This is a genomic window from Acidisoma cellulosilyticum (assembly GCF_020621385.1).
Lineage (GTDB): Bacteria > Pseudomonadota > Alphaproteobacteria > Acetobacterales > Acetobacteraceae > Acidisoma > Acidisoma cellulosilyticum.
The window spans coordinates 368,349-387,632 of the sequence record NZ_JAESVA010000005.1 but is presented as its reverse complement, the minus strand read 5'-3'; the positions used below and the strand labels follow the sequence as shown (position 1 = coordinate 387,632).

The 19,284-nt window shown below is 61.6% G+C and carries 13 protein-coding genes and 2 tRNA genes; 2 read left to right on the top strand and 13 right to left on the bottom strand.

Translation table 11 applies throughout. From position 1 onward, the window contains the following. Positions 1-90: 90 nt before the first annotated feature. Positions 91-969: an NmrA family NAD(P)-binding protein gene (locus ACELLULO517_RS16720; protein WP_227308539.1), complete on the top strand. Its 879-nt coding sequence runs from the start codon at positions 91-93 to the stop codon at positions 967-969. Here the strand turns inward: ACELLULO517_RS16720 and ACELLULO517_RS16715 are convergent. Beyond that, positions 951-1,874: a LysR family transcriptional regulator gene (locus tag ACELLULO517_RS16715; RefSeq protein WP_227308538.1), complete on the bottom strand. Its 924-nt coding sequence runs from the start codon at positions 1,872-1,874 to the stop codon at positions 951-953. The two genes, ACELLULO517_RS16720 and ACELLULO517_RS16715, sit on opposite strands and share 19 nt — an antisense overlap. A gap of 109 nt (positions 1,875-1,983) precedes the next feature. On the opposite strand from ACELLULO517_RS16715, the gene ACELLULO517_RS16710 reads away from it, so the two are divergent. After that, entirely contained in the window at positions 1,984-2,817 is an 834-nt protein-coding gene (locus ACELLULO517_RS16710; RefSeq protein ID WP_227308537.1) for an oxidoreductase, read from the top strand. A gap of 121 nt (positions 2,818-2,938) precedes the next feature. On the opposite strand, the gene aqpZ is transcribed toward ACELLULO517_RS16710, so the two are convergent. The 12 genes from aqpZ to nuoL form a co-directional block, all read right to left on the bottom strand. Beyond that, on the bottom strand, positions 2,939-3,682 hold the full coding sequence (gene aqpZ / locus ACELLULO517_RS16705) for an aquaporin Z (RefSeq protein WP_227308536.1): 744 nt from the start codon (positions 3,680-3,682) through the stop codon (positions 2,939-2,941). A gap of 518 nt (positions 3,683-4,200) precedes the next feature. After that, positions 4,201-6,951: a tetratricopeptide repeat protein gene (locus tag ACELLULO517_RS16700; protein ID WP_227308535.1), complete on the bottom strand. Its 2,751-nt coding sequence runs from the start codon at positions 6,949-6,951 to the stop codon at positions 4,201-4,203. A gap of 156 nt (positions 6,952-7,107) precedes the next feature. Beyond that, a complete protein-coding gene (locus tag ACELLULO517_RS16695) occupies positions 7,108-8,562 on the bottom strand; it encodes a Hint domain-containing protein (protein WP_227308534.1) in 1,455 nt (484 codons plus the stop codon). A 1,004-nt stretch (positions 8,563-9,566) separates the two neighbouring features. Continuing rightward, positions 9,567-9,656 (bottom strand) — tRNA-Ser (locus ACELLULO517_RS16690). 83 nt (positions 9,657-9,739) lie between these two features. Further along, entirely contained in the window at positions 9,740-10,480 is a 741-nt protein-coding gene (locus tag ACELLULO517_RS16685) for a response regulator transcription factor (RefSeq protein ID WP_227308533.1), read from the bottom strand. A 337-nt stretch (positions 10,481-10,817) separates the two neighbouring features. After that, positions 10,818-10,892 (bottom strand) — tRNA-Val (locus tag ACELLULO517_RS16680). Between the two features lie 208 nt (positions 10,893-11,100). Beyond that, entirely contained in the window at positions 11,101-12,753 is a 1,653-nt protein-coding gene (locus tag ACELLULO517_RS16675; protein WP_227308532.1) for a ribonuclease J, read from the bottom strand. 17 nt (positions 12,754-12,770) lie between these two features. Continuing rightward, positions 12,771-13,580 (bottom strand): type III pantothenate kinase, encoded by an 810-nt coding sequence (locus ACELLULO517_RS16670; protein ID WP_227308531.1) that lies wholly within the window; start codon positions 13,578-13,580, stop codon positions 12,771-12,773. A gap of 6 nt (positions 13,581-13,586) precedes the next feature. Then, positions 13,587-14,372 carry a biotin--[acetyl-CoA-carboxylase] ligase gene (locus ACELLULO517_RS16665; protein WP_227308530.1) on the bottom strand — a complete coding sequence of 262 codons (786 nt, stop codon included), beginning with the start codon at positions 14,370-14,372 and terminating at the stop codon, positions 13,587-13,589. Continuing rightward, positions 14,369-15,793: an NADH-quinone oxidoreductase subunit NuoN gene (nuoN, locus tag ACELLULO517_RS16660; protein ID WP_227308529.1), complete on the bottom strand. Its 1,425-nt coding sequence runs from the start codon at positions 15,791-15,793 to the stop codon at positions 14,369-14,371. Before nuoN ends, ACELLULO517_RS16665 begins: the two co-directional genes overlap by 4 nt. After that, on the bottom strand, positions 15,793-17,355 hold the full coding sequence (locus ACELLULO517_RS16655; protein WP_227308528.1) for an NADH-quinone oxidoreductase subunit M: 1,563 nt from the start codon (positions 17,353-17,355) through the stop codon (positions 15,793-15,795). Before ACELLULO517_RS16655 ends, nuoN begins: the two co-directional genes overlap by 1 nt. Before the next feature lie 5 nt (positions 17,356-17,360). Beyond that, a complete protein-coding gene (gene nuoL / locus ACELLULO517_RS16650) occupies positions 17,361-19,283 on the bottom strand; it encodes an NADH-quinone oxidoreductase subunit L (protein WP_227308527.1) in 1,923 nt (640 codons plus the stop codon). Position 19,284 lies beyond the last annotated feature (1 nt).

Sequence of the window (19,284 nt, the reverse complement as noted above, 5' to 3'; positions counted from 1 at the left end):
TCTATCCTGGCGTCTTCTTCTGAAAACCGGAACGATTATTTGTTTCCCCAGGCAAGCAGCAATGCCCGCCCCATCATCAGGAGAGAAAGAATGACCATTCTTGTCACCGGCAGCACCGGCACCATTGGCACCCAGGTTCTGGCCGCCCTGCAGCCCTTCAATCGCGAGGTTCGGGCACTGACCCGCTCGCCGGACAACGCGACACTGCCCGCTGGCGTCACCGCCCTGCGCGGCGATCTGGCGGATGTCGATAGCCTGCGCGCGGCGATGACCGGAATCAGTACCCTGTTCCTGCTCGCGCCCAATGTGGCGGACGAACTGACCCAGGCCATGCTGGCGCTGACGGTCGCGCGGGAAGCCGGCGTCACGGGCGTCGTCTATCTGTCGGTCATGAAGGGCGAGGACTATGCCGATGTGCCGCATTTCGCCGGCAAATTCACGGTGGAACGGATGATCGCAGCGCTGGATATGCCGGCCACGATCCTGCGCCCGGCCTATTTCATCCAGAACGATCTGCGCGAGAAGGACGTGCTGCTGAAGGCCGGCGCCTATGGCTCACCCATCGGTGCCAAGGGCGTTTCCATGGTCGATATCCGCGATATCGCCGAGGCAGCGGCGATCGAGCTTGCGCGGCTTGACCAGTCAGCCGCACCGCTTGGCCGCGAGGTCTACGACCTCGTCGGGCCGGACAGCCTGACCGGGGAGGCCATCGCGGCGATCTGGACCAAGGTATTGGGTCGCACGATCCGCTATGGCGGCGATGACCTGGCGGTCATGGAACAGCGCATGAAGGGCATGCTGCCCGCCTGGCACGCGCTGGATCTGCGGCTGATGTTCGCCCGCTATCAGGCGGATGGCGCCGTCGCCTCGCCCGATAGCATCGCGCGGCTGACGACCCTGCTGGGCCATGCGCCGCGATCCTACGCCGCCTTCGCGGCCGACGCGGCCCTTTACTGGGCCAAGGGCTGAGAGCCTGCCTTCACCGATGCTGTCAGCGCGTCGATGAAGGCGCGTATCGCGGGCGCCATATGCCGTTGCTGGGGATAGCAGAGATAGAAACCCTCGAAGGGCGCCGACCATTGCTCCAGCAACGGCACCAGCGTCCCTTCGGCGATCAACCCGGCGGCGTCGGAATCCTTTACGAAGGCAATGCCGACGCCGTTTGCTGCCGCCTGCACCGCGAAGGCGCGGCTATTGACGATCAGCGGGCCATCGACCGCGACCGAGAACCAGCGGTCATTCTCGCAGAATTCCCATTCATAGAGCGTGGTCTTTCCCGGCCAGCGCCAGTTGATGCAGCGGTGATGCAGCAGATCGGCCGGGCTGTCCGGCGCGCCGCATTCCGCGATATAGGCGGGCGAGGCAACCGCGATCTGACGGATCGCGTCGCCCAGCTTCACCGCCACCATATCACGCTCGATCACCTCCCCCACGCGGATGCCGGCATCGAAACCGGCGGCGACGAGATCGACCACCGCGTCATCCAGCGTGATGTCCAGCACGACAGCGGGAAAATTCTGCTGGAAGCGGGCAAGCATGGGCAGAAGAAAGATGTCGGCGGCGATCCGGAAAGACAGAATTTTCACGACACCCGCCGGGCGGCCCTCACTGTGCCGGGCTCGCCCGAAAGCAGCCGCCAGGGCGTCAATCGCCGGCCGCGCCTCATGCAACAGATTCGTGCCGGCCTCGGTCAGCGACACGCTGCGCGTGGTGCGGTTCAGCAACCGCGCACCGACGCGATCCTCCAAACCGCGGATGGTCTGGCTGAGCGCCGAGGATGACACGCCCAGGGTTTCGGCCGCGCGCGCGAAGCTCAGCGTCTCAGCCACCGCCGCAAAAGCGCGCAAGGCTCCGTAATCGGCGGGCTGTACCATCGGCCTCTCCGGCATTAGTAAGTGTAGCTAAGCAACCCCTGTAGCAGATCGCGGATTATCCTGTCTCGGCATGGGTCTATGTCTCTCCTTGTCTTCAAGGAGAAAGATCATGACGACATGGCTTATCACCGGCATCGGCCGGGGCTTGGGCAAGGCAATGGCCGAGGCGGCGCTGGCGCGCGGCGATACCGTGATCGGCACGGTGCGCGAGGGGCAGCCCGATATCGCGGTCGGCCAGGGCCAGCTGCATATTCTGCCGCTGGAAATCACCGATGCGACATCCGTCACCGAGACTGTGACGCGGGCTTTCGCGCTGACCGGGCGTATCGACGTCATCGTCAATAATGCCGGCTACGGGTTGCTGGGCGCTGCCGAGGAAGCGAGCGACGCGGAAGTGGCGCGGCTGTTCGCCGTCAATGTCTTCGGGCCGTTCCAGCTCATCCGCGCGGCATTGCCGCGCCTGCGCGCGCAAGGTGCCGGGCATATCATCAATGTGACCTCCATCGCCGGCCGCGCGCCCATGGCCTCCTCCGCGCTCTACGCCGCGACCAAATTCGCCATGGAGGGATTGTCGGCGGCGCTGGCACAGGAAGTGGCGCCGTTCGGACTTACGGTGACGGCCGTGGCACCCGGCGGTTTCCGCACGGATTTCCTGTCCGATCATTCGATCCGCCGCAGCAAATCCGATGTCGCGGACGCCTATGCCCCGACCGTCGGCAAGGCGCTGGCCTATATGGACGGCATGGCCGGAAAGCAGATCGGCGACCCGGACCGCGCGGCGATGGCGATCATCGCTTTGGTCGATAGTGCCGCGCCGCCGCTGCATCTGCTGCTGGGGTCGGACGCGCTGCGCCGCGCGCGGGCGAAACTGGCCGATGTGAACGCGGAAATCGACACCTGGGAGGCCGTAACGCTGAGCACGGATTATCCGACGGAGGTGTAAGGCTGAGCAGATGCTGCCCTAGAGCGTTTCCTGTTCGCTTATGCTCACAGGTGCCGCTCTAGTTTATTGTTTTGCGAGCATCTTCACCCGGACAGATGATTCCATCTGACCGGGATATGCTCTAGGCCACGCGGCTTTCCTCGATGATGACCGTCTCGGTGATGGTCATCGGTTCCCAGAGAACGCGTGCCAGGGCACCCGCCGCCAGCGCTCCCAGGATCGGTGCCAGCCAGAACAGCCAAAGCTGCGCCGTATAGGCACCGCCCGCGAACAAAGCCGGGCCGGTGCTGCGCGCGGGATTGACCGAGGTATTGGTGATCGGGATCGAAATCAGGTGGATGAGCGTCAGCGCCAGTCCGATCGGGATGCCTGCGAAACCGCTGGCTGCCCCTTTGGACGTCGTGCCGATGATGATCATCAGAAAGAAGAAGGTCAGCAGGAATTCCGCAAAGAAGCAGGACGCCATGCCGAATTTTCCGGGGCTGAGCGCGCCGTAGCCGTTGGCCGCGAAACCGCCCGGCACCCAGCCCGGCTTACCGGACGCGATGAGATAAAGCGCTGCCGCAGCGACGATCGCGGCGACGACCTGCACAATGACATAGGGCAGCACATGCTTGTTGGCGCAACGTCCCGCCGACCACAGGCCGAGCGTCACCGCAGGGTTGAAATGGCCACCGGAAATATGCCCGACGGCATAGGCCATGCTGAGGACCGTCAATCCGAAGGCGAAGGCGACGCCCACGAAGCCGATGCCGAGCTGGGGAAAGGCCGCCGAAAAAATTGCGGCACCGCAACCTCCGAAGACGAGCCAGAAAGTGCCGATGAATTCAGCCACGAGGCGCCGCTGCATGTCCGTCTGAAGCACGGAGAACGCTCCCTCTTTCTTGATCTCGTGCAATAGCCGATCAAAAAAAACCTGTCCATAATAACAAATGCTAGATCAATTGTTTTCAACGCAACCAATACTGAAAGATAGCTTTAAATAAAAAGATTGATTAACGAATTTTTAAATTTCAAACATTTTATTGTTTTGTTCTTATTTCATTATGATAATATTTTATTATTAGAGCCTGCTTGATTTTAATAGATAATGCGTCATCCACGCACTTGTTACGCGGGCTGCGCGCCTCGGACCTAGAGTCTGTCAGGTTTTAATAGATAATTTGTCATCCGCGCACTTGTTGCGCGGGCTACGCGCCCCGGACCTACCCGCCGCGGCGCCCAGCCGGCCGATTGCTTGCTGCGTCGGGTAGATGCGCGGGTCGGGGTGCGGCCGGCCAGGCCCGCGCAGGACAGATTTTGGGGCGTTTCCACCTAAACCTGACGGACTTCAGGATGTCAGCCTAAGCTGACATCATCCGATCCTGTGAGCAGAGGTCCGCGTCAGTCCGAGGCCGAAGCGGCCGCCAAGCTCGGCTGATCCGACGGCGCACTGGCGACGGCGGATGTCGGGGACCGGGGGGTGCCGTCGAGATCGCCGGCATCGGCGATTGCCCGGGCACCCGGCCTCGGCTTCGCCTGCTGAAAGGCTTCCTTGTGCCAGTGACGGCCCTGCCGCTTATAGAGCGCCGCACAATGCATGCCGACGACAGGCCAAAGATCGAATTCGCCGATGACATTGACCTGACCGAGCCAGGATGACCACAATTCTCCGGACGCTGCCATCTCCTGCGCAAAAGACCGCGTGATCAGACCCGGTCCGGTCAGCATCCAGACCTTGTCATGATCCCCGCGATTGATCGCCGTGACAGCGGTCACAAGGGCGCGGCGCAGGATCGGATGGTTTGGGGCCGCCGCCATGAAATTGTTGCAGATATGGCCGCTTCTCTCCTGCCAGAAAACGGCAAGGTCCGCGGGCCTGAACAATTGGCCGACCGGCTTCAGGCAACGGTCGTCCATATCCGCCCAGATCCCGCCGTCCAGCACCAGCACCGCCAGACGGAAAAGATCGGCCCTGGTCGTTGCGTCCCGGGCGCGCAGATAGGCCTGCAATGCGCCGGCAGGCAGCCGTTCCTGCAGATAGGCGCGCGCAGTCTTGTCATTATAGAGCCGATATTCGTAGCCCGGATTGATCTGACGCCAGCTGTCAGAAATGGCACGCAGATCGGCCGGCGGCGGATCCTCATCCCAATATTGCGCGACGCGCTGCGGGATATGGGCATGCGCCACCTGTGCTGCCGCTGCATCCCGAGGCGGCGGCGCGAAGCGCCCCGCCTCCATGGCCGTGACGACAAGAGCCTGAGCGGTCGGAATATGGTCCGGCCGTTCCCGCACAAGCTCCATCAGCCGGCGGATGCGACCGCGGCTGGTGCCGTGCTCGCTCTGATGCAAAGCCTCCATCGCCTCCGCATCCAGCTTCAGGTCATTGATCATCTGACCGTTATGGGATTGCGATGCGTTGATTGTCTGGCCGTTCATACGCCGTTCGACCAGGGACAGACTTGCAAGGTGCAGATGATGCCTGGTCGCGTCTTCCACATCGTTACGCCAAAGGCTGAGCAGGAAAAGCTCGTTGAGATAGGATCGGTTATGGGGGTCCTGCAACAGCCCCTTTTCCAGGATAAGGCGGGCCTCGTCACGCCTGTTCAGGCGGATGGCCAGCCGCGCCCGATGCAATAGGACAACAAGCTCCTCCCTGCGGTTCTGCGCGGGTATGCGCGCGAGCAGCCGCTCGACCTCGGCGACCGGACGCAACCGAAGGGAAAGGTCCAGATAATCGACCCATAGAGCGAAACTGCCCGGATGGGCGGATGTCGCCGCCGCCGCCGCCGCCAAAGCTTCCTCAAGATTGCCCGCCTCGCGCAAGCGACGGACAGCCTCGCTCCGCAGATCCGCGACATCGCCGAATCTCGCGTTACAGGCTTCGAGCGCCTGCATCTCCTCGTCGCTGCCCATGGTCTGCAGAAGCCGGACAAGGCGGAGATGGTGGAAAATGTGATCGGGCGCGATGTCGAGCACGCGGCGAAAGAAATGCCGCGCGGTTTCGTAGTCGTCGTCTTTTTGCGCCCGCTCTCCGGCCTCGCCGAGCGCGGCGGTGGACCTTGGATCCCAGTCAAGGGCCAGCATCACCTCGGCTGCCGCCGCGACACCTTGCCCCAGTTTGCGCAGCGCGCGCGCGTGTTCGACGCGCATAAGGGCATCGCTGGGCAGCAGCGTGACGAGCTGTGACAGAACGGCCTCTGCCTCCCTGTCATCCTCCCTCGCGCGCGCGATATCGAGCAGAGCGCGCAAATGCACCGCCTTGAACTCCGCCCCTTTGCCGGGAATGAGGTCAGCCGCCGCCCGCGCCGCCGCATAGTCTCCGCGATCGATTTCGATCCGACAGAGCTGAACCAGCGCTTCGGGGCGCTTGGGCTGCAGGCGGTCCGCCGCCTGCGCATGACCCCGTGCAGCGTCCGGGTCACGCATCGCGAGAGCCAGTTCGCTCCGTTCGAGCAGCAAAGACACCGTCTCGGGCCGGTCAGCGAGCACAGCGGCTGCATCCTCATGGCGCCCGCGGCGGCGCCATTCCCGCGCCAAGGCAAGCGCGCAGGTCTCCGAATCCGGGTCAGCCGCCAGGCCAGCACGAAAAGCATCGATGGCATCATCGCTGCGGCCGATGGCGAGATAGATCGCGCCGCGGGCCTGCGCCGCTGTGGCGCCCCTTTGCTTGTCCGATGCCGCCAGCCCCTCCGCGACCGCAAGCGCCGCGTCGAACCGTCCGGCCCGGCGATGCAGGGTGATCAGACGTTGAAACGCCGCTTCGCCCGGCTTCTCCTCGCTGTCCAGCGCGGCCTGGTAGAAGCCCCGCGCGCGATCATCCTCGCCCTGTTGCTCGGCGATGGTGCCACGCGCGATCAATAACCGCGGCGTCTGCGGTCTTTGCGCGAGGAACGCATCCGCGGCTGCGTGTTTGCCGATCTGAGCCAGAGCGGTTGCGCAATCCGTGACCGCATCCTCGTCCGCCGGATCGAGGGCTGCGGCCTCGTCGAAGGCTTGGGCGGCGCGGCCGAGGTCCCCCGCCAGCCAGGCGCAATAGCCGAGGCCGATGCGGGCATGAATATGCTGGGGTGTCGCTGAGAGGATGCGTGTGAAATTGCGCTCCGCCGCTTCGAGCTTTCCCTGAATCTGAAAGGAACGAAGCGCAAGCAGCATAGCGGCCCCAAAGGCCGGATCAAGGAAGGAGGTTGAACAGCCCAACACCCCCACAGCACGGCCATGTGAAGGCTAGGCGTTTTTGTCCAAGACGGCAATAAAGCAGGCAAAACCTGACCCCTTGCCCAATGGACAAGGGGTCTTAGGCCTAGGTTATCAGGCGGCGATCGGCAGAGGCTGACCGAACAGAGCCTCGGCGCGGGCCATAAGCCGGCGCTGGGTGAAGGACTTCATCTGACGCTGAGACTGCGCACGCGGCAGCAGCATCTCCTCGATCCGCGTCTCCTCGCCGTAAAGGGCTTCATGCTCGGCCCAATTGTCGAAGGCCATGCGGCTGACATTGTCCACGAAGGTCTCAGCCGGAACGCCTTCCGCGAGGATGAGTTCGTGGCTGGATAGTTCGACATGGTAGTAGGTGAAGGTTTCGGGGACATCGTATTCCCGAACCACCGACAGGCCGTTGACCATGGCGCCGGCCTGAACCAGCACCCCGTCGACCAGCAGCGCATGATCGGAGGAGACCAGCAGGTCGCGCACCGGCATGCCCTCGCCCAATGCACCGGCAAGGATGCGGATGGGCAGAACATTCAGCGGATCGCCGTCCACGGCCGAATTGGTGCTGATACCCATCCAGCGGACAGGCTCGGCATTGCCTTCGGCGGTCAAGACCAGATCGCCCATCTTCAGCGTCTCGATTGCGCGCTCACCGTCCGGGGTCGCGATCATGGTGCCGGCGAGGAAGCAGAGCACGCCCGGCGTGAATTTGACACCACCCGCGCCGCTACTCTCAACGATCAGGCCGCCATGGGTGTTCGTGACCGCCCAATTGCCATTGGTGAGGTTATTGCCCGCCACGACAAAGTCGCCCGCGAGCGCGCCACTGGCATTATAGAAATCGATGACCTGATCGGCTGCATTGGAAGGGTCGGTCACAATTGCGTAGGAGGCAATGGTCTGAGTGATCGCCTGATCGTTGATGAAATCAACACCACTGGTTTTGAATCCGGTAACATCCAGGCCAGTCAGCAAACTGACATTAATGAAGCTGTTGTCGAGTCCAGTGTCGAAGGTGCCGCCATTGGTGCCAAAATTGATTGACGAACCGTTCAAAAGGCTAACGCTGACCAATCCACCCAAGCCAGCAGAACTCAGGGCAAAACTGCCGCCATAGCCAATATCAACGGTCAGTGCGGAAGCAATATTCGCAACACCGATCTCATAAGTTGCTGCACCGCCCCAGATATTAACGACTTCACCTGAAGCAGCCGATATTTCCTGATTGATGGTGGCGGTTCCAGCCACATCATATTCAAGACTGGAGAGAACCGACGTAATATTGTACGTTTGGCTGATTGAGGTTGGATCGAAATAGTATCGCGTAGCGCCGAGCGCAATCAGCGGAGTAGTAACAGAGGCACCATCCGTTGTGGCGAGGGTGAGGTTGCTAACACCCAAGACAACCGTCGCAGTTACTGTATCGACAGCGGTCGTTGTGCCGCCTGCGGTGTAATCGATCACCACCTTCGTAATATGACCACCCTGATTGGCACGGCTGTAAGTCGTAACGAAGGATATGCCACCAGCGTTTGTCGGCGACGTTGTGCTAGACAAGGGCGTTACTCCTGCAAATGAGAACTTCTAGGGAGAATCAACGAATAAGAAACAATATTCTTACTTAATGCGAATTTTCGCGATCTTTCCCGCTTCCAGAAGCATCTTTCCTAGGAAGTATCGCCCTAGCGACACCGTAATAAGATTAACAAAGTATGGTCAATCGGATTTTGCTGCAGGAGCGTCATTGGCAAAGTCATGCTGCAGCACACAAAAAACCGTTTCTTGCTCGGTTAATTTCTCCGAAATTTTGTCGGAGCGTTCAAGCTATACATGACAGGCTGAATGGACAGATATGAGTGAATAGAAAATTATTCTAAAATATATATATATTTACCGATAAAATTATTTTTCTGGCAAAATATGGCTGCAAATTTCTAAAAATAGTGCCAAATCGCCGAGCCAAACTTAATTGAATGGCGCTTTTCTTCCGCGAAATTCCTGCCTATCTGACCTGGAATTCACCCCGGATCGACCTTGCCCTGAGGATGCATTTAACCGTTTTGTAATCGGACTAGTCTTGATGATTAGGTCCTAGCCCTAAGTATTCATCCCATTTTTATTATACATAAAAATTATCTAGATTTTTTGAAGAGATTTTCTAAATGCGTCGAAAATCTCTGTCCTGAGACTTTGTGGTTTCTCATTCTAATGATTAGGTCTGTCGATGAGTTTTGCCCAATGGATTAGTCTTTTTTGGAAGAGCTTAAAAAAGTTTGAATTTTGATGTTTCCAGCCAGAGTCAGTCACATTTTTCTTACTGAAATCATAACGTGCCATCCATCACGCTTCATTCCTCTCCAGAGTCTGCCAGGTTTTGATAGGGCTTGGCTGGCCGCGCCTCGCCGGCCGCGCCTCGCCGGCGTTTCGGCGCTTGGGCGGGTAGACCCGCGGAACGGGTCCGCGGGCGACAGATTTGGGGCGCGTCCGATCGCACCTGACAGGTATGGCCAGGCGCGGCTGGTCAGCGGGGTTTTCGGATGTTCGACAATGTCAGGAGGGTCTGGCGGAGAGGGTGGGATTCGAACCCACGGTACGCTTGCACGTACGGCGGTTTTCAAGACCGCTGCCTTAAACCGCTCGGCCACCTCTCCTGCGGTCGTCGGCAAACTAAAACGCATTACGCCCCGGCGCCAGTGCTGCCGGAGCGTAAATCGCGCATTTCCTTGCTCTTTTCCTAGATCAAAGCCATGCCCTGGCCGCCCGTCTCTGCCCCCGGCGGCCGCAAGGCCGGCTGCGTCGTCGCCACCGCATCCCGCACGATATAGCCCCGCCCCCACACCGTGGTGATAACGTCCGCCGCCCCGGCCTGCGCCAGTTTCCGCCTGAGCTTACAGACGAAGACATCGATGATCTTGATGTCAGGCTCGTCATTGCCGCCGTAAAGATGGTTCAGGAAGGATTCCTTGGCGACGATGCTGCCGCTGCGCAGGAACAGCAGTTCCAGAATGCGGTATTCCTTCTCCGTCAGATGGACCGTCTGCCCGCTGACCGTGACGAGATTGGACTCCATATCCAGCATGGTGAGGCCGAGAGAGATACGGGAATGGCTGAGCCCTTTGGAGCGGCGAACCAGCGCCTGAATTCGCGCGCTAAGCTCGGACTCGTCGAAGGGTCTCGCCAGGAAATCGTCCGCGCCGAGGGAGAAGGCCTTCACCTTCGCCTGGGGCCGCGTGAGGCTGGACAGCACGAGGATGGGCACGGTGATCGAACTCCACCGCAGGCGGCGGATGACCTCATACCCGTCCGTATCGGGCAGCATCAGGTCCATCACCAGCGCGTCATAGTCGTAGCGCTTGGCGAGCTGAAAGGCCTCTTCCCCAGTCTCGACATGCTCCAACACCGCACCGTTGGATTTCAAAGCACGCTGGATCGTCGAGGCAGCCTGGGCGTCATTATCAACAAGAAGGACACGCATCGGTCTACATCCACTGGTTGCAAAGCGACTTTGCTACCGGAACGTGTATTCGTCAATAATAAGCACAACTATAGGATGTGTCGTTAGGAATGTGACAAGAAAGCTGACAAACCCGTGCATTGGAAGGATGATGACTCAATATTATTGAGCATTGATTCATAATCATCGCGAATTCGTGATCATATCGAAACAGGATCATCAGGTCCCTTCTGCCCGTTTCATCAAAATACACAATATTTTCAACGCGATACGAATTCGACCCCAATCACAACCGCAAGCTGTGCCAGGGACGGTGTTGAATCTAAAGCGAATTTTAAGGGGGGATTAATCAGAACCGTGGTGGGCGCAACAGGGATTGAACCTGTGACCCCCACCGTGTCAAGGTGGTGCTCTACCGCTGAGCTATGCGCCCACGGTTCCGATGGAGGTCTTCCTAACGGCTGTTGCCGGACGCTGCAAGAGGGCTGTCACATTCGAGCCCCTCTTCGCTTGGGGATCGGCTCTGCGCCCTGCGGTTTGCAGCGTTTCGCCCGACAGGCTCTGGAATTTTTGCGAATCCAAAGGCGATTCGGGCCACGGCCAGTGGCTCACCACCCGCCGCAGCCCGTCCCCAAACCGGACTATCCGGCGATCCGCATCAGATGCACATCGACCAACGGGCGCTTCTGCACGCGCTTGCCGACAGCACGGCGCAGCGACGCACGGGCCGATTCCGCGAGGGCGAAATCATCCCGCCGCAGCGGCGCCGGCAGATCGGCGACGGCCGCTGTGAACTCTGCCTCCATGCGCGTGCGCTCAGGGTCTTCGGTATCGAAGAGTCCCGGCGCGCTGATCTGGGCATTGCCGCGAATACGGCCCTGCTCATCCACCACCAGACTGCCGATGACGACACCGTTGAACAGCATGCGCCGGCGCGCCGCCAGCACGCCGCCCGTCATCGGCACCAGCCGATTGCCGTCGACCGCCAGGCGGCCCACCGGCGCGCTGTCGATAATCTGCGGCTTGCCGGGTGCCAGTTCCAGAATATCGCCGTCTTCCAGCATCAACGGCTTGGCGCCGGCTTCACCCGCCAGGCCGGCATGAGCCGTCAGATGCCGCCATTCGCCATGGACCGGCACGGAATAAGTCGGCCGCACCAGCGCATAGATCCGCCGCAGCTCGTCCCGCGCCGGATGGCCCGAGACATGGATCATATGGTCATTGTCCGTCATCAGCCTTACGCCGCGACGGACGAGATTATCCTGCACCAGGCTGATCGCCCGCTCATTCCCGGGAATGACGCGGCTGGAGAAGATGACGGTATCGCCCTCCCCCAATGCGATGCGGGGATGCGTATCGAGCGCCACGCGGGACATGGCACTCCGCGCCTCGCCCTGGCTGCCCGAGAGGATGAGCAGAAGCCTGTCATCCGGCACATCCGCCGCCGCGTCTTCGCTCAGGAAATGCGGTACATCGGCCAGATAGCCGCATTCGCGGGCGGCTGCCTCGATATTACGCAAGGACCGCCCGGCAATCGCCACTTGGCGGCCGACGGCCTTGGCGGCGAGCGCTATGCTTTCCAGCCGCGCGACATTGCTCGCGAAACAGGTGATCGCCACCCGACCGCTCAGATGACGGATCAGTTCCGGCAAGGCGCGGCGCACTTCGGCTTCCGACCCGGAATGGCCTTCGACCAGCGCATTGGTCGAATCGCAGACCATGGCGAGCACGCCCTGGTCACCCAGGCGCTTCAAGGTCGCCTCATCCGAGACCGGTCCCACGACCGGATCAGGGTCCAGCTTCCAGTCGCCGCTGTGCAGGATCACCCCGTACGGCGTGGTGATGGCAAGCGCCTGCGCTTCCGGCACCGAATGCGCCATGGCGACGAATTCGATGGAAAAATCACCCAGCACCAGCGTGCTGCCCGACTGCACGACATACAGCGGCACTTCGCTCAGCAATCCGGCTTCCGTCAGCTTGCGCCGCAGGACGGCGGCAGCAAACGGTGTCGCATAGACCGGACATTGCAAGCCGCGCCACAGCCAGGCGACGGCGCCCAGATGGTCTTCATGAGCATGGGTAATCACAAGGCCGAGCAGCTTGTCGCGCCGCTCCGCAATGAAACTCGCGTCCGGCACCATGACATCCACTTCGGGATGTTCCGGCCCGCCGAAGCCCAGGCCGCAGTCAACCGCCAACCACTGCCCGTTGCAGCGGTAGAGGTTCAAGTTCATGCCGATCTCGCCCGTCCCCCCAAGCGGGAGGAAAGCTAGATCGTCGTCATAATTGGTCATTAGGCCCTTATCCTTGGTCAATCTCCTGTGGAATGGCGCTTCCAGTCCTTCGGCAGGCTGGGAGCGGGATTGCGCAGCGCCAACAAGCGCATCCCCTCCAGCGTAAGATCGGGGTCGATCGATTCGAAAATTGCGGTGCCTTCGGCAAAAAGCGGGGCGAGTCCGCCGGTCGCGATCACCTTGATCGGCACACCGAGCTCGCCACGGATGCGGGCCACCAGCCCTTCCACCATGCCGACATAGCCCCAGAAAATGCCGGACCGCATGGCGGGTACCGTCGAGCGTCCAATCACGACCTGAGGCCGGCCGATCGCAATGCGCGGCAACCGCGCGGCGGCTCTGTGCAAGGCCTCGATCGAGAGATTGACACCCGGCGAGATGATCCCGCCGACGAAATTTCCATCCTGGTCCACGACATCAAAATTGGTGGCGGTGCCGAAATCCACAACCACCAAGGGCCCCCCGTAATTGTGATGGGCGGCCAGCGTATTCAGCAGGCGGTCCGCCCCCACTTCGGTCGGCGCGTCGGCCCTTATCTCAAAACCCCAATCGAGCTCCGCCGATGCGATCATCGGCTCGACCTCGAACCATTCCCGGCACAGACGGCGCAGATGATAGAGCGCCGCCGGCACCACGATACCGATGACGGCCCGACTGACCGTCTTCGGTTCCAGCCCGCTATGACGCATCAGCGTCATCAGCCATACGGCATATTCGTCAGAGGTGCGTTGCGCATCGGTCGAAATGCGCCAGGTTCCGCGCCAACCAGACCCATCATGCAAGGCCATAACGATATTCGTATTGCCGGCATCGATCACCAGAAGCATGGCGGGTCAGCTCCCTTGGCCCAAAAGCACATCACCTGTGGAGATGGCGCGCGTTGTTTCGCCCATGGATAGTAACAACTCGCCGGTTTCCGATAGCCCGGCGAAGGTCCCTTCCGCCATGCTGTCGCCGCGGGCGTCGCGGACTGCGATCGGGGTGCCGATCGGGTGGGCACGCGCCATCCAGGCCGACCGAATGGGCGCGAAGCCTCGCTCGGCCAGCAAGCCGCGCCAATACGCGATTCGCGCGATAAAGCTGTGGGCGACGTCGCGCGGTGACGGCGCAGTCCCCGCGCGGGGCAGGATCGCGGCGGTAAGGCGCCCTGTCACCACCGGTGCAACCGCCAGATTGGCGCCGACGCCGATGACCAGCCAATCGAGGCCATTCTTTCCCATGCCGGCATCGACCAACACGCCGCCGAGCTTCGCACCGGCGCGCAGCACGTCATTCGGCCATTTCACGGTCAGCTGCTCAGGGTCGGCGTCATAGGCCGATAGCGCCTCGACGAAAGCGAGGCCGGCCAGCAGCGCCCATTGCCCGGCACCACCGGCCTCGGCCGCATTGCGCGGCCGCAGCAGGACAGACAGATAGAGATTGCCGAGCGGTGCGCTCCAACTTCGGCCGCGACTGCCGCGGGCGGCGGACTGCGCCGCCGCCAGAATGGCCAGCCCGTCGGCCGCGCCTTCATGGACGCGGGCGATGCAGGCATCCGAGGTGGAAGGGATCAGCTGGACTTCTTCGAGCCGATACCCCGAGGCAAGCGGAAGCAGATCTGCCGCGACGCTATCCGTCACCCCAACAGGGCCATGGCCGCGGCCTGCGCCGCGGTGGTGACGGGACCCGCCACCAGAATGAACAGCAGCGTCACCGCGCCGGTTAGCGCCACGACGAAAGATAGCGACGGCGCCGGATGGTCAAACGCGCCTTCCGGCGCATCGAAATACATCAGCTTGATGATACGCAGGTAGTAATAGGCGCCGATGACGCTGGTGATGACGCCGATAACGGCGAGCAGCCAGAGCCCGCTTTGGATCGCGGCCAGGAAGACGTAAAGCTTGCCGAAGAAACCCGACAGCGGCGGCACGCCGGCCATGCTGAGCATGAAGATGGTCATGGCAATCGCCAGACCCGGATGGTTGCGGCCGAGGCCCGCGAGGTCGGTGATCTTCTCGACCGGACGGCCCTGACGGCGCATGGCGATGATGATGCCGAAGGCGCCGAGCGTCATGAAGATATAGGTCGCGAGATAGACCAGCATGGCGCTGATGCCATTGCCGTTGCCGGCGGCCAGACCCATCAGCGCGTATCCGACATGGCCGATCGAGGAATAGGCCATCAGGCGCTTGATATTGGTCTGCACCAGCGGCGCCAGCGCCCCCAGGATCAGCGAAGCGATGGCGATGATCTCGATCAGCAGCTGCCATTGCACGAACAGATGGCCAAAGGGCCAGGCCATCACGCGGATGAGCAGAGCCATGGCCGCCACTTTCGGGGCGGAGCCGAACAGCGCCGTCACCGATGTCGGCGCGCCCTCGTACACATCCGGGGACCACATGTGGAAAGGCACGGCGGCGATCTTGAAGACGATGCCGACCATCACGAAAACCATGCCGATGACGAGGCCGACGGAGGGCGTACTGGTAACCAGCGCCTTGGCGATATGGATGAAATCGGTGCTGCCCGAGAAGCCGTAGGTCAGCGTCATGCCATAGAGCAGGATGCCGGAGGCGAGCGAGCCGAGGACGAAATACTTGAGACCGGCTTCCGAGGATTTCAGGCTGTCGCGGGCGAAGGCCGCCACGACATACAGCGCGAGGGACTGCAGCTCCAACCCGAGATAAAGGGTCATGAGGTTGGTGGCGCCGACCATGATCATCATGCCCGCCGAGGCGAACAGGATCAGGACCGGGTATTCGAAACGGGCCATGCCCTCCTCGCGCTCATTGAAATCGAGCGAGAGGATGATGGCGAGGCCGGCACCGGCCAGGATCAGCAATTGCGCGAAACGGCTGAAAGCGTCGTTGATGAACAAGCCGCCGAAACCGAGGCCGGTCGGCGAGACCAGAACCAACCCGCCGACACCGAGCAAGGCGCCGAGCGACAGCATGCTGGTCAGCTGGAAGGCATGCTTATTGGGCGAGAAGACGCCGGCAATCAGAATGGCGAGCCCGCATAGCGATAGCGCGAGTTCGGGGAGTGCGACCAACCAGTTCATCAGTTGGCCCCCCCGGCCGTAACGCTGCCCACGGCGAGATTGCCTGCCGCAGAGGCCAGATGCGCGGGTGTGCCGGCCAAAGCCACGGTATGGGCCTGGGCCATGGCATTCGCCGTCGCGTCAAAGAAGGTCGAGAAGCTGGAGGGATAGATGCCCATCCAGATGGTCAGGATCACCAGCGGCACCAGCATGACGATCTCACGCGGGCCGATATCCTGCAGCACCTTCAGCTCGGGCCGTTCCAGCCCGCCGAAGATGACACGCCGATACATGACGAGCGTGTAGATCGCGCTCAGGATCAGCGTCGTGCCGGTCAGCAACGACAGCCAGAAGTTTACCTTCAGGGCGGCCACGATGACCAGGATTTCGCCGATGAACCCGGCAGTGCCCGGCAGGCCGACAGTGCCCATGGCAAAGATCATGAACAGCAGCGCATAGAAGGGCATGGTGCGCGCCAGCCCGCCGTACCCGTCCATGCTCTGGCTGCGCATCCGGTCCATCAGCACGCCGACGCAGATGAACAAGGCGGCCGTGATGAAGCCATGGGACAGCATGCGGAAGAGCGAGCCTTCGATGCCTTGCACCGAGAAGGTGAAGATGCCGACGACCGCGATGGCCATATGGCCGATCGAGGAATAAGCGCAGAATTTCAGCAGGTCACGCTGCACCAGCGCCGCGATCGAGGTGTAGATGATGGCGACGACCGCCAACGCGAACATCAGCGGCGCGAAGCTTTGGGAGGCCTGCGGCAGCAGGCTGACCGAGAAGCGCAGGAAGCCGTAACCGCCCATATTGGCGAGCACGCCGGCGAGCAGAACGGAACCTGCGATCGGCGCTTCGCGATGCGCGTCGATCAGCCAGGTATGCACCGGCCAGATCGGGATCTTCACCGCGAAGGCGGCGAAGAAGGCCAGGAACAGCCAGAACTGCAGATGCGCGGGCAGCGGGATATGCAGCATGTCGGGGATGCTGGTGGTGCCGTCATGGATCCACAGCGCGACGATGCCGAGCAGCATCAGCATGGAGCCGGCGAACATAAAGAGGAAGAATTTGATCGCGGCATAGCGCCGGCGTTCCCCGCCCCAGACGCCGATGATGACGAACATCGGGATCAGCACGGCTTCGAAGAAGACGAAGAAGACCAGCAAATCGAGCGCGCTGAAGATGCCGATCATGGTCGTCTCAAGCACCAGGAAGGCGGTCATATATTCCCGCGCGCGTCCGCCGCCCTGTTTCCAGGCGGAGAGGATCGCGATCGGCGTCAGCGCGGTCGAGATCAGCACGAACATGACGCTGATGCCGTCGACGCCCATCCGGTAGGAGGCGCCGTATTGCGGCAGCCAGGGCAGGTTTTCCTGGAACTGGAAGCCCACGAAGCTTTTGTCGAAATCGAACCACAGCACGAGGCTAAGCACGAAGACGATGAGGCTGGTCCAAAGTGCGGTCCAACGGGCCGCGCGGGCCGTCGCCTCTTCATCGCCGCGCAGGCAGAAGATGACGACCACGCCCGCCAGCGGCAGGAAGGTCAGCAGTGACAGAAGCGGGAAGCCTGCTTGGTTCATCGGGCTCACCGGAAGATCAGGAAGACGGTGATCAGGACGACAAGTCCGATCAGCATGACAAAGGCGTATTGGGCCAGCGAGCCGCTTTGTATCCGGGCGATGCCGCCGGCCGAGAAGCGCGCGATGCCGGCGCCGCCGCGGGGAATACCGTCGATGATATCCTCGTCCCCCACATGCCAGATCGCGCGGGCGATGGCGTAATAGGGCTTCACGAAGATGACGTCATACATCTCATCGAAATAGTATTTGTTCAGCAGCAGTCGGTAGACCGGCGCGAAGCGCGTCGCCAGCATCGCGGGCAGTTCCGGGCGCGCGATATACATCACATAGGACAGCGCGAAACCGAGGACGCCGAGGATGGTCGGCAGGATACCGATCAGGAAGGGAACCTTGTCGATATCGAGCAGGATCGACGGGTGGTTGATGGCGGAAATGGCGCCGTTCCAGAACTTGGCCTGATCCGCGCCGATGAAGTCATGCGCGAATATACCGCCGACGAAGATGGCGCCGAGGGCCAGGAAGAACAGCGGCCCCGTCATCACCAGCGGGCTTTCATGCACATGGCTGAGCACATGCTCATCCGCGCGCGACTTGCCGTGGAAGGTCATGAACAGCAGACGCCCGGAATAGAAGGCCGTCAGGAAGGCCGCAGCCGCGACGCAGAACCAGGCATAGCCGCCGCCTTGGCCCATGAAGGCCGCGTTGACGATGGCGTCCTTCGAGAAATAGCCCGACAGCGGCGGAATGCCGGCCAGCGCCAGGCTGCCGATCCACATCATGGCATAGGTATAAGGAATGAGCTTCGCGAGACCGCCCATCTTGCGCATGTCCTGCTCGCCCGACATGGCGTGGATGACGGAGCCCGCCGTGAGGAAGAGCAGCGCCTTGAAGCAGGCATGGGTGATGAGGTGAAAGATCGAGGCCTGATAGGCACCGACCGAGACGGCCACGAACATATAGCCGAGCTGCGAACAGGTCGAATAAGCGATGACGCGCTTGATGTCGGTCTGCGTGCAGCCGATCGTCGCCGCGAACAGCGCCGTGGTGCCGCCGACAATGCCGACGACCGCAAGCGCGACCGGCGCGTATTCCAGGATGGGCGACATCCGCACCATCAGGAAGACGCCGGCGGTGACCATGGTGGCCGCATGGATGAGGGCGGAAACCGGCGTCGGGCCTTCCATCGCATCCGCCAACCAGGGGTGCAGACCGAGCTGGGCCGACTTACCCATGGCACCGATGAAGAGCAGGATGCCGATCACGTCCAGCGCATGCAGATTGGTGCCGAACAGGTGGTAGACGGCATGGCTCTGCGCCGCAGCGGCGCCAAAGATGTCCGGGAAGCGCACCGAGCCGAACAGGAAGAACACAAGGCCGATACCGAGCGCGAAGCCCAGATCGCCGATGCGGTTCATGACGAAGGCCTTGATGGCCGCCGCATTCGCCGAATCCTTCTCATACCAGAAGCCGATGAGCAGGTAGGAGACGAGGCCGACACCTTCCCAGCCGAAGAACAGCTGCACCAGGTCATTGGCCGTCACCAGCATCAGCATGGCGAAGGTGAACAGCGACAGGTAGGAGAAGAAGCGCGGGACCGAGCGGTCGCCCTTCATATAGCCGACCGAATAGATGTGGATGAGGGTGGAGACCACCGTCACCATCAGCACCATGACGGCGGAAAGACTATCGTAGCGCAGCGCCCAATCGACCTGGAAACCGCCGACATGCAGCCATTCGGCGATGGCGACGGTGGTCGGGTGAGCCGAGCCCGAGAGCAGGCTGACGCCTGAGATGACGCCGCAGACGGCGGCGATGAGCATCGCCAGAATGCTGACGAATTGAGCGCCCTGGTCCTTGAGCCAAGGACCGAACAGACCCGCGATCAGCGAGCCGAAGAGCGGTGCGAAGACGGCAATAGCGAAGATCACG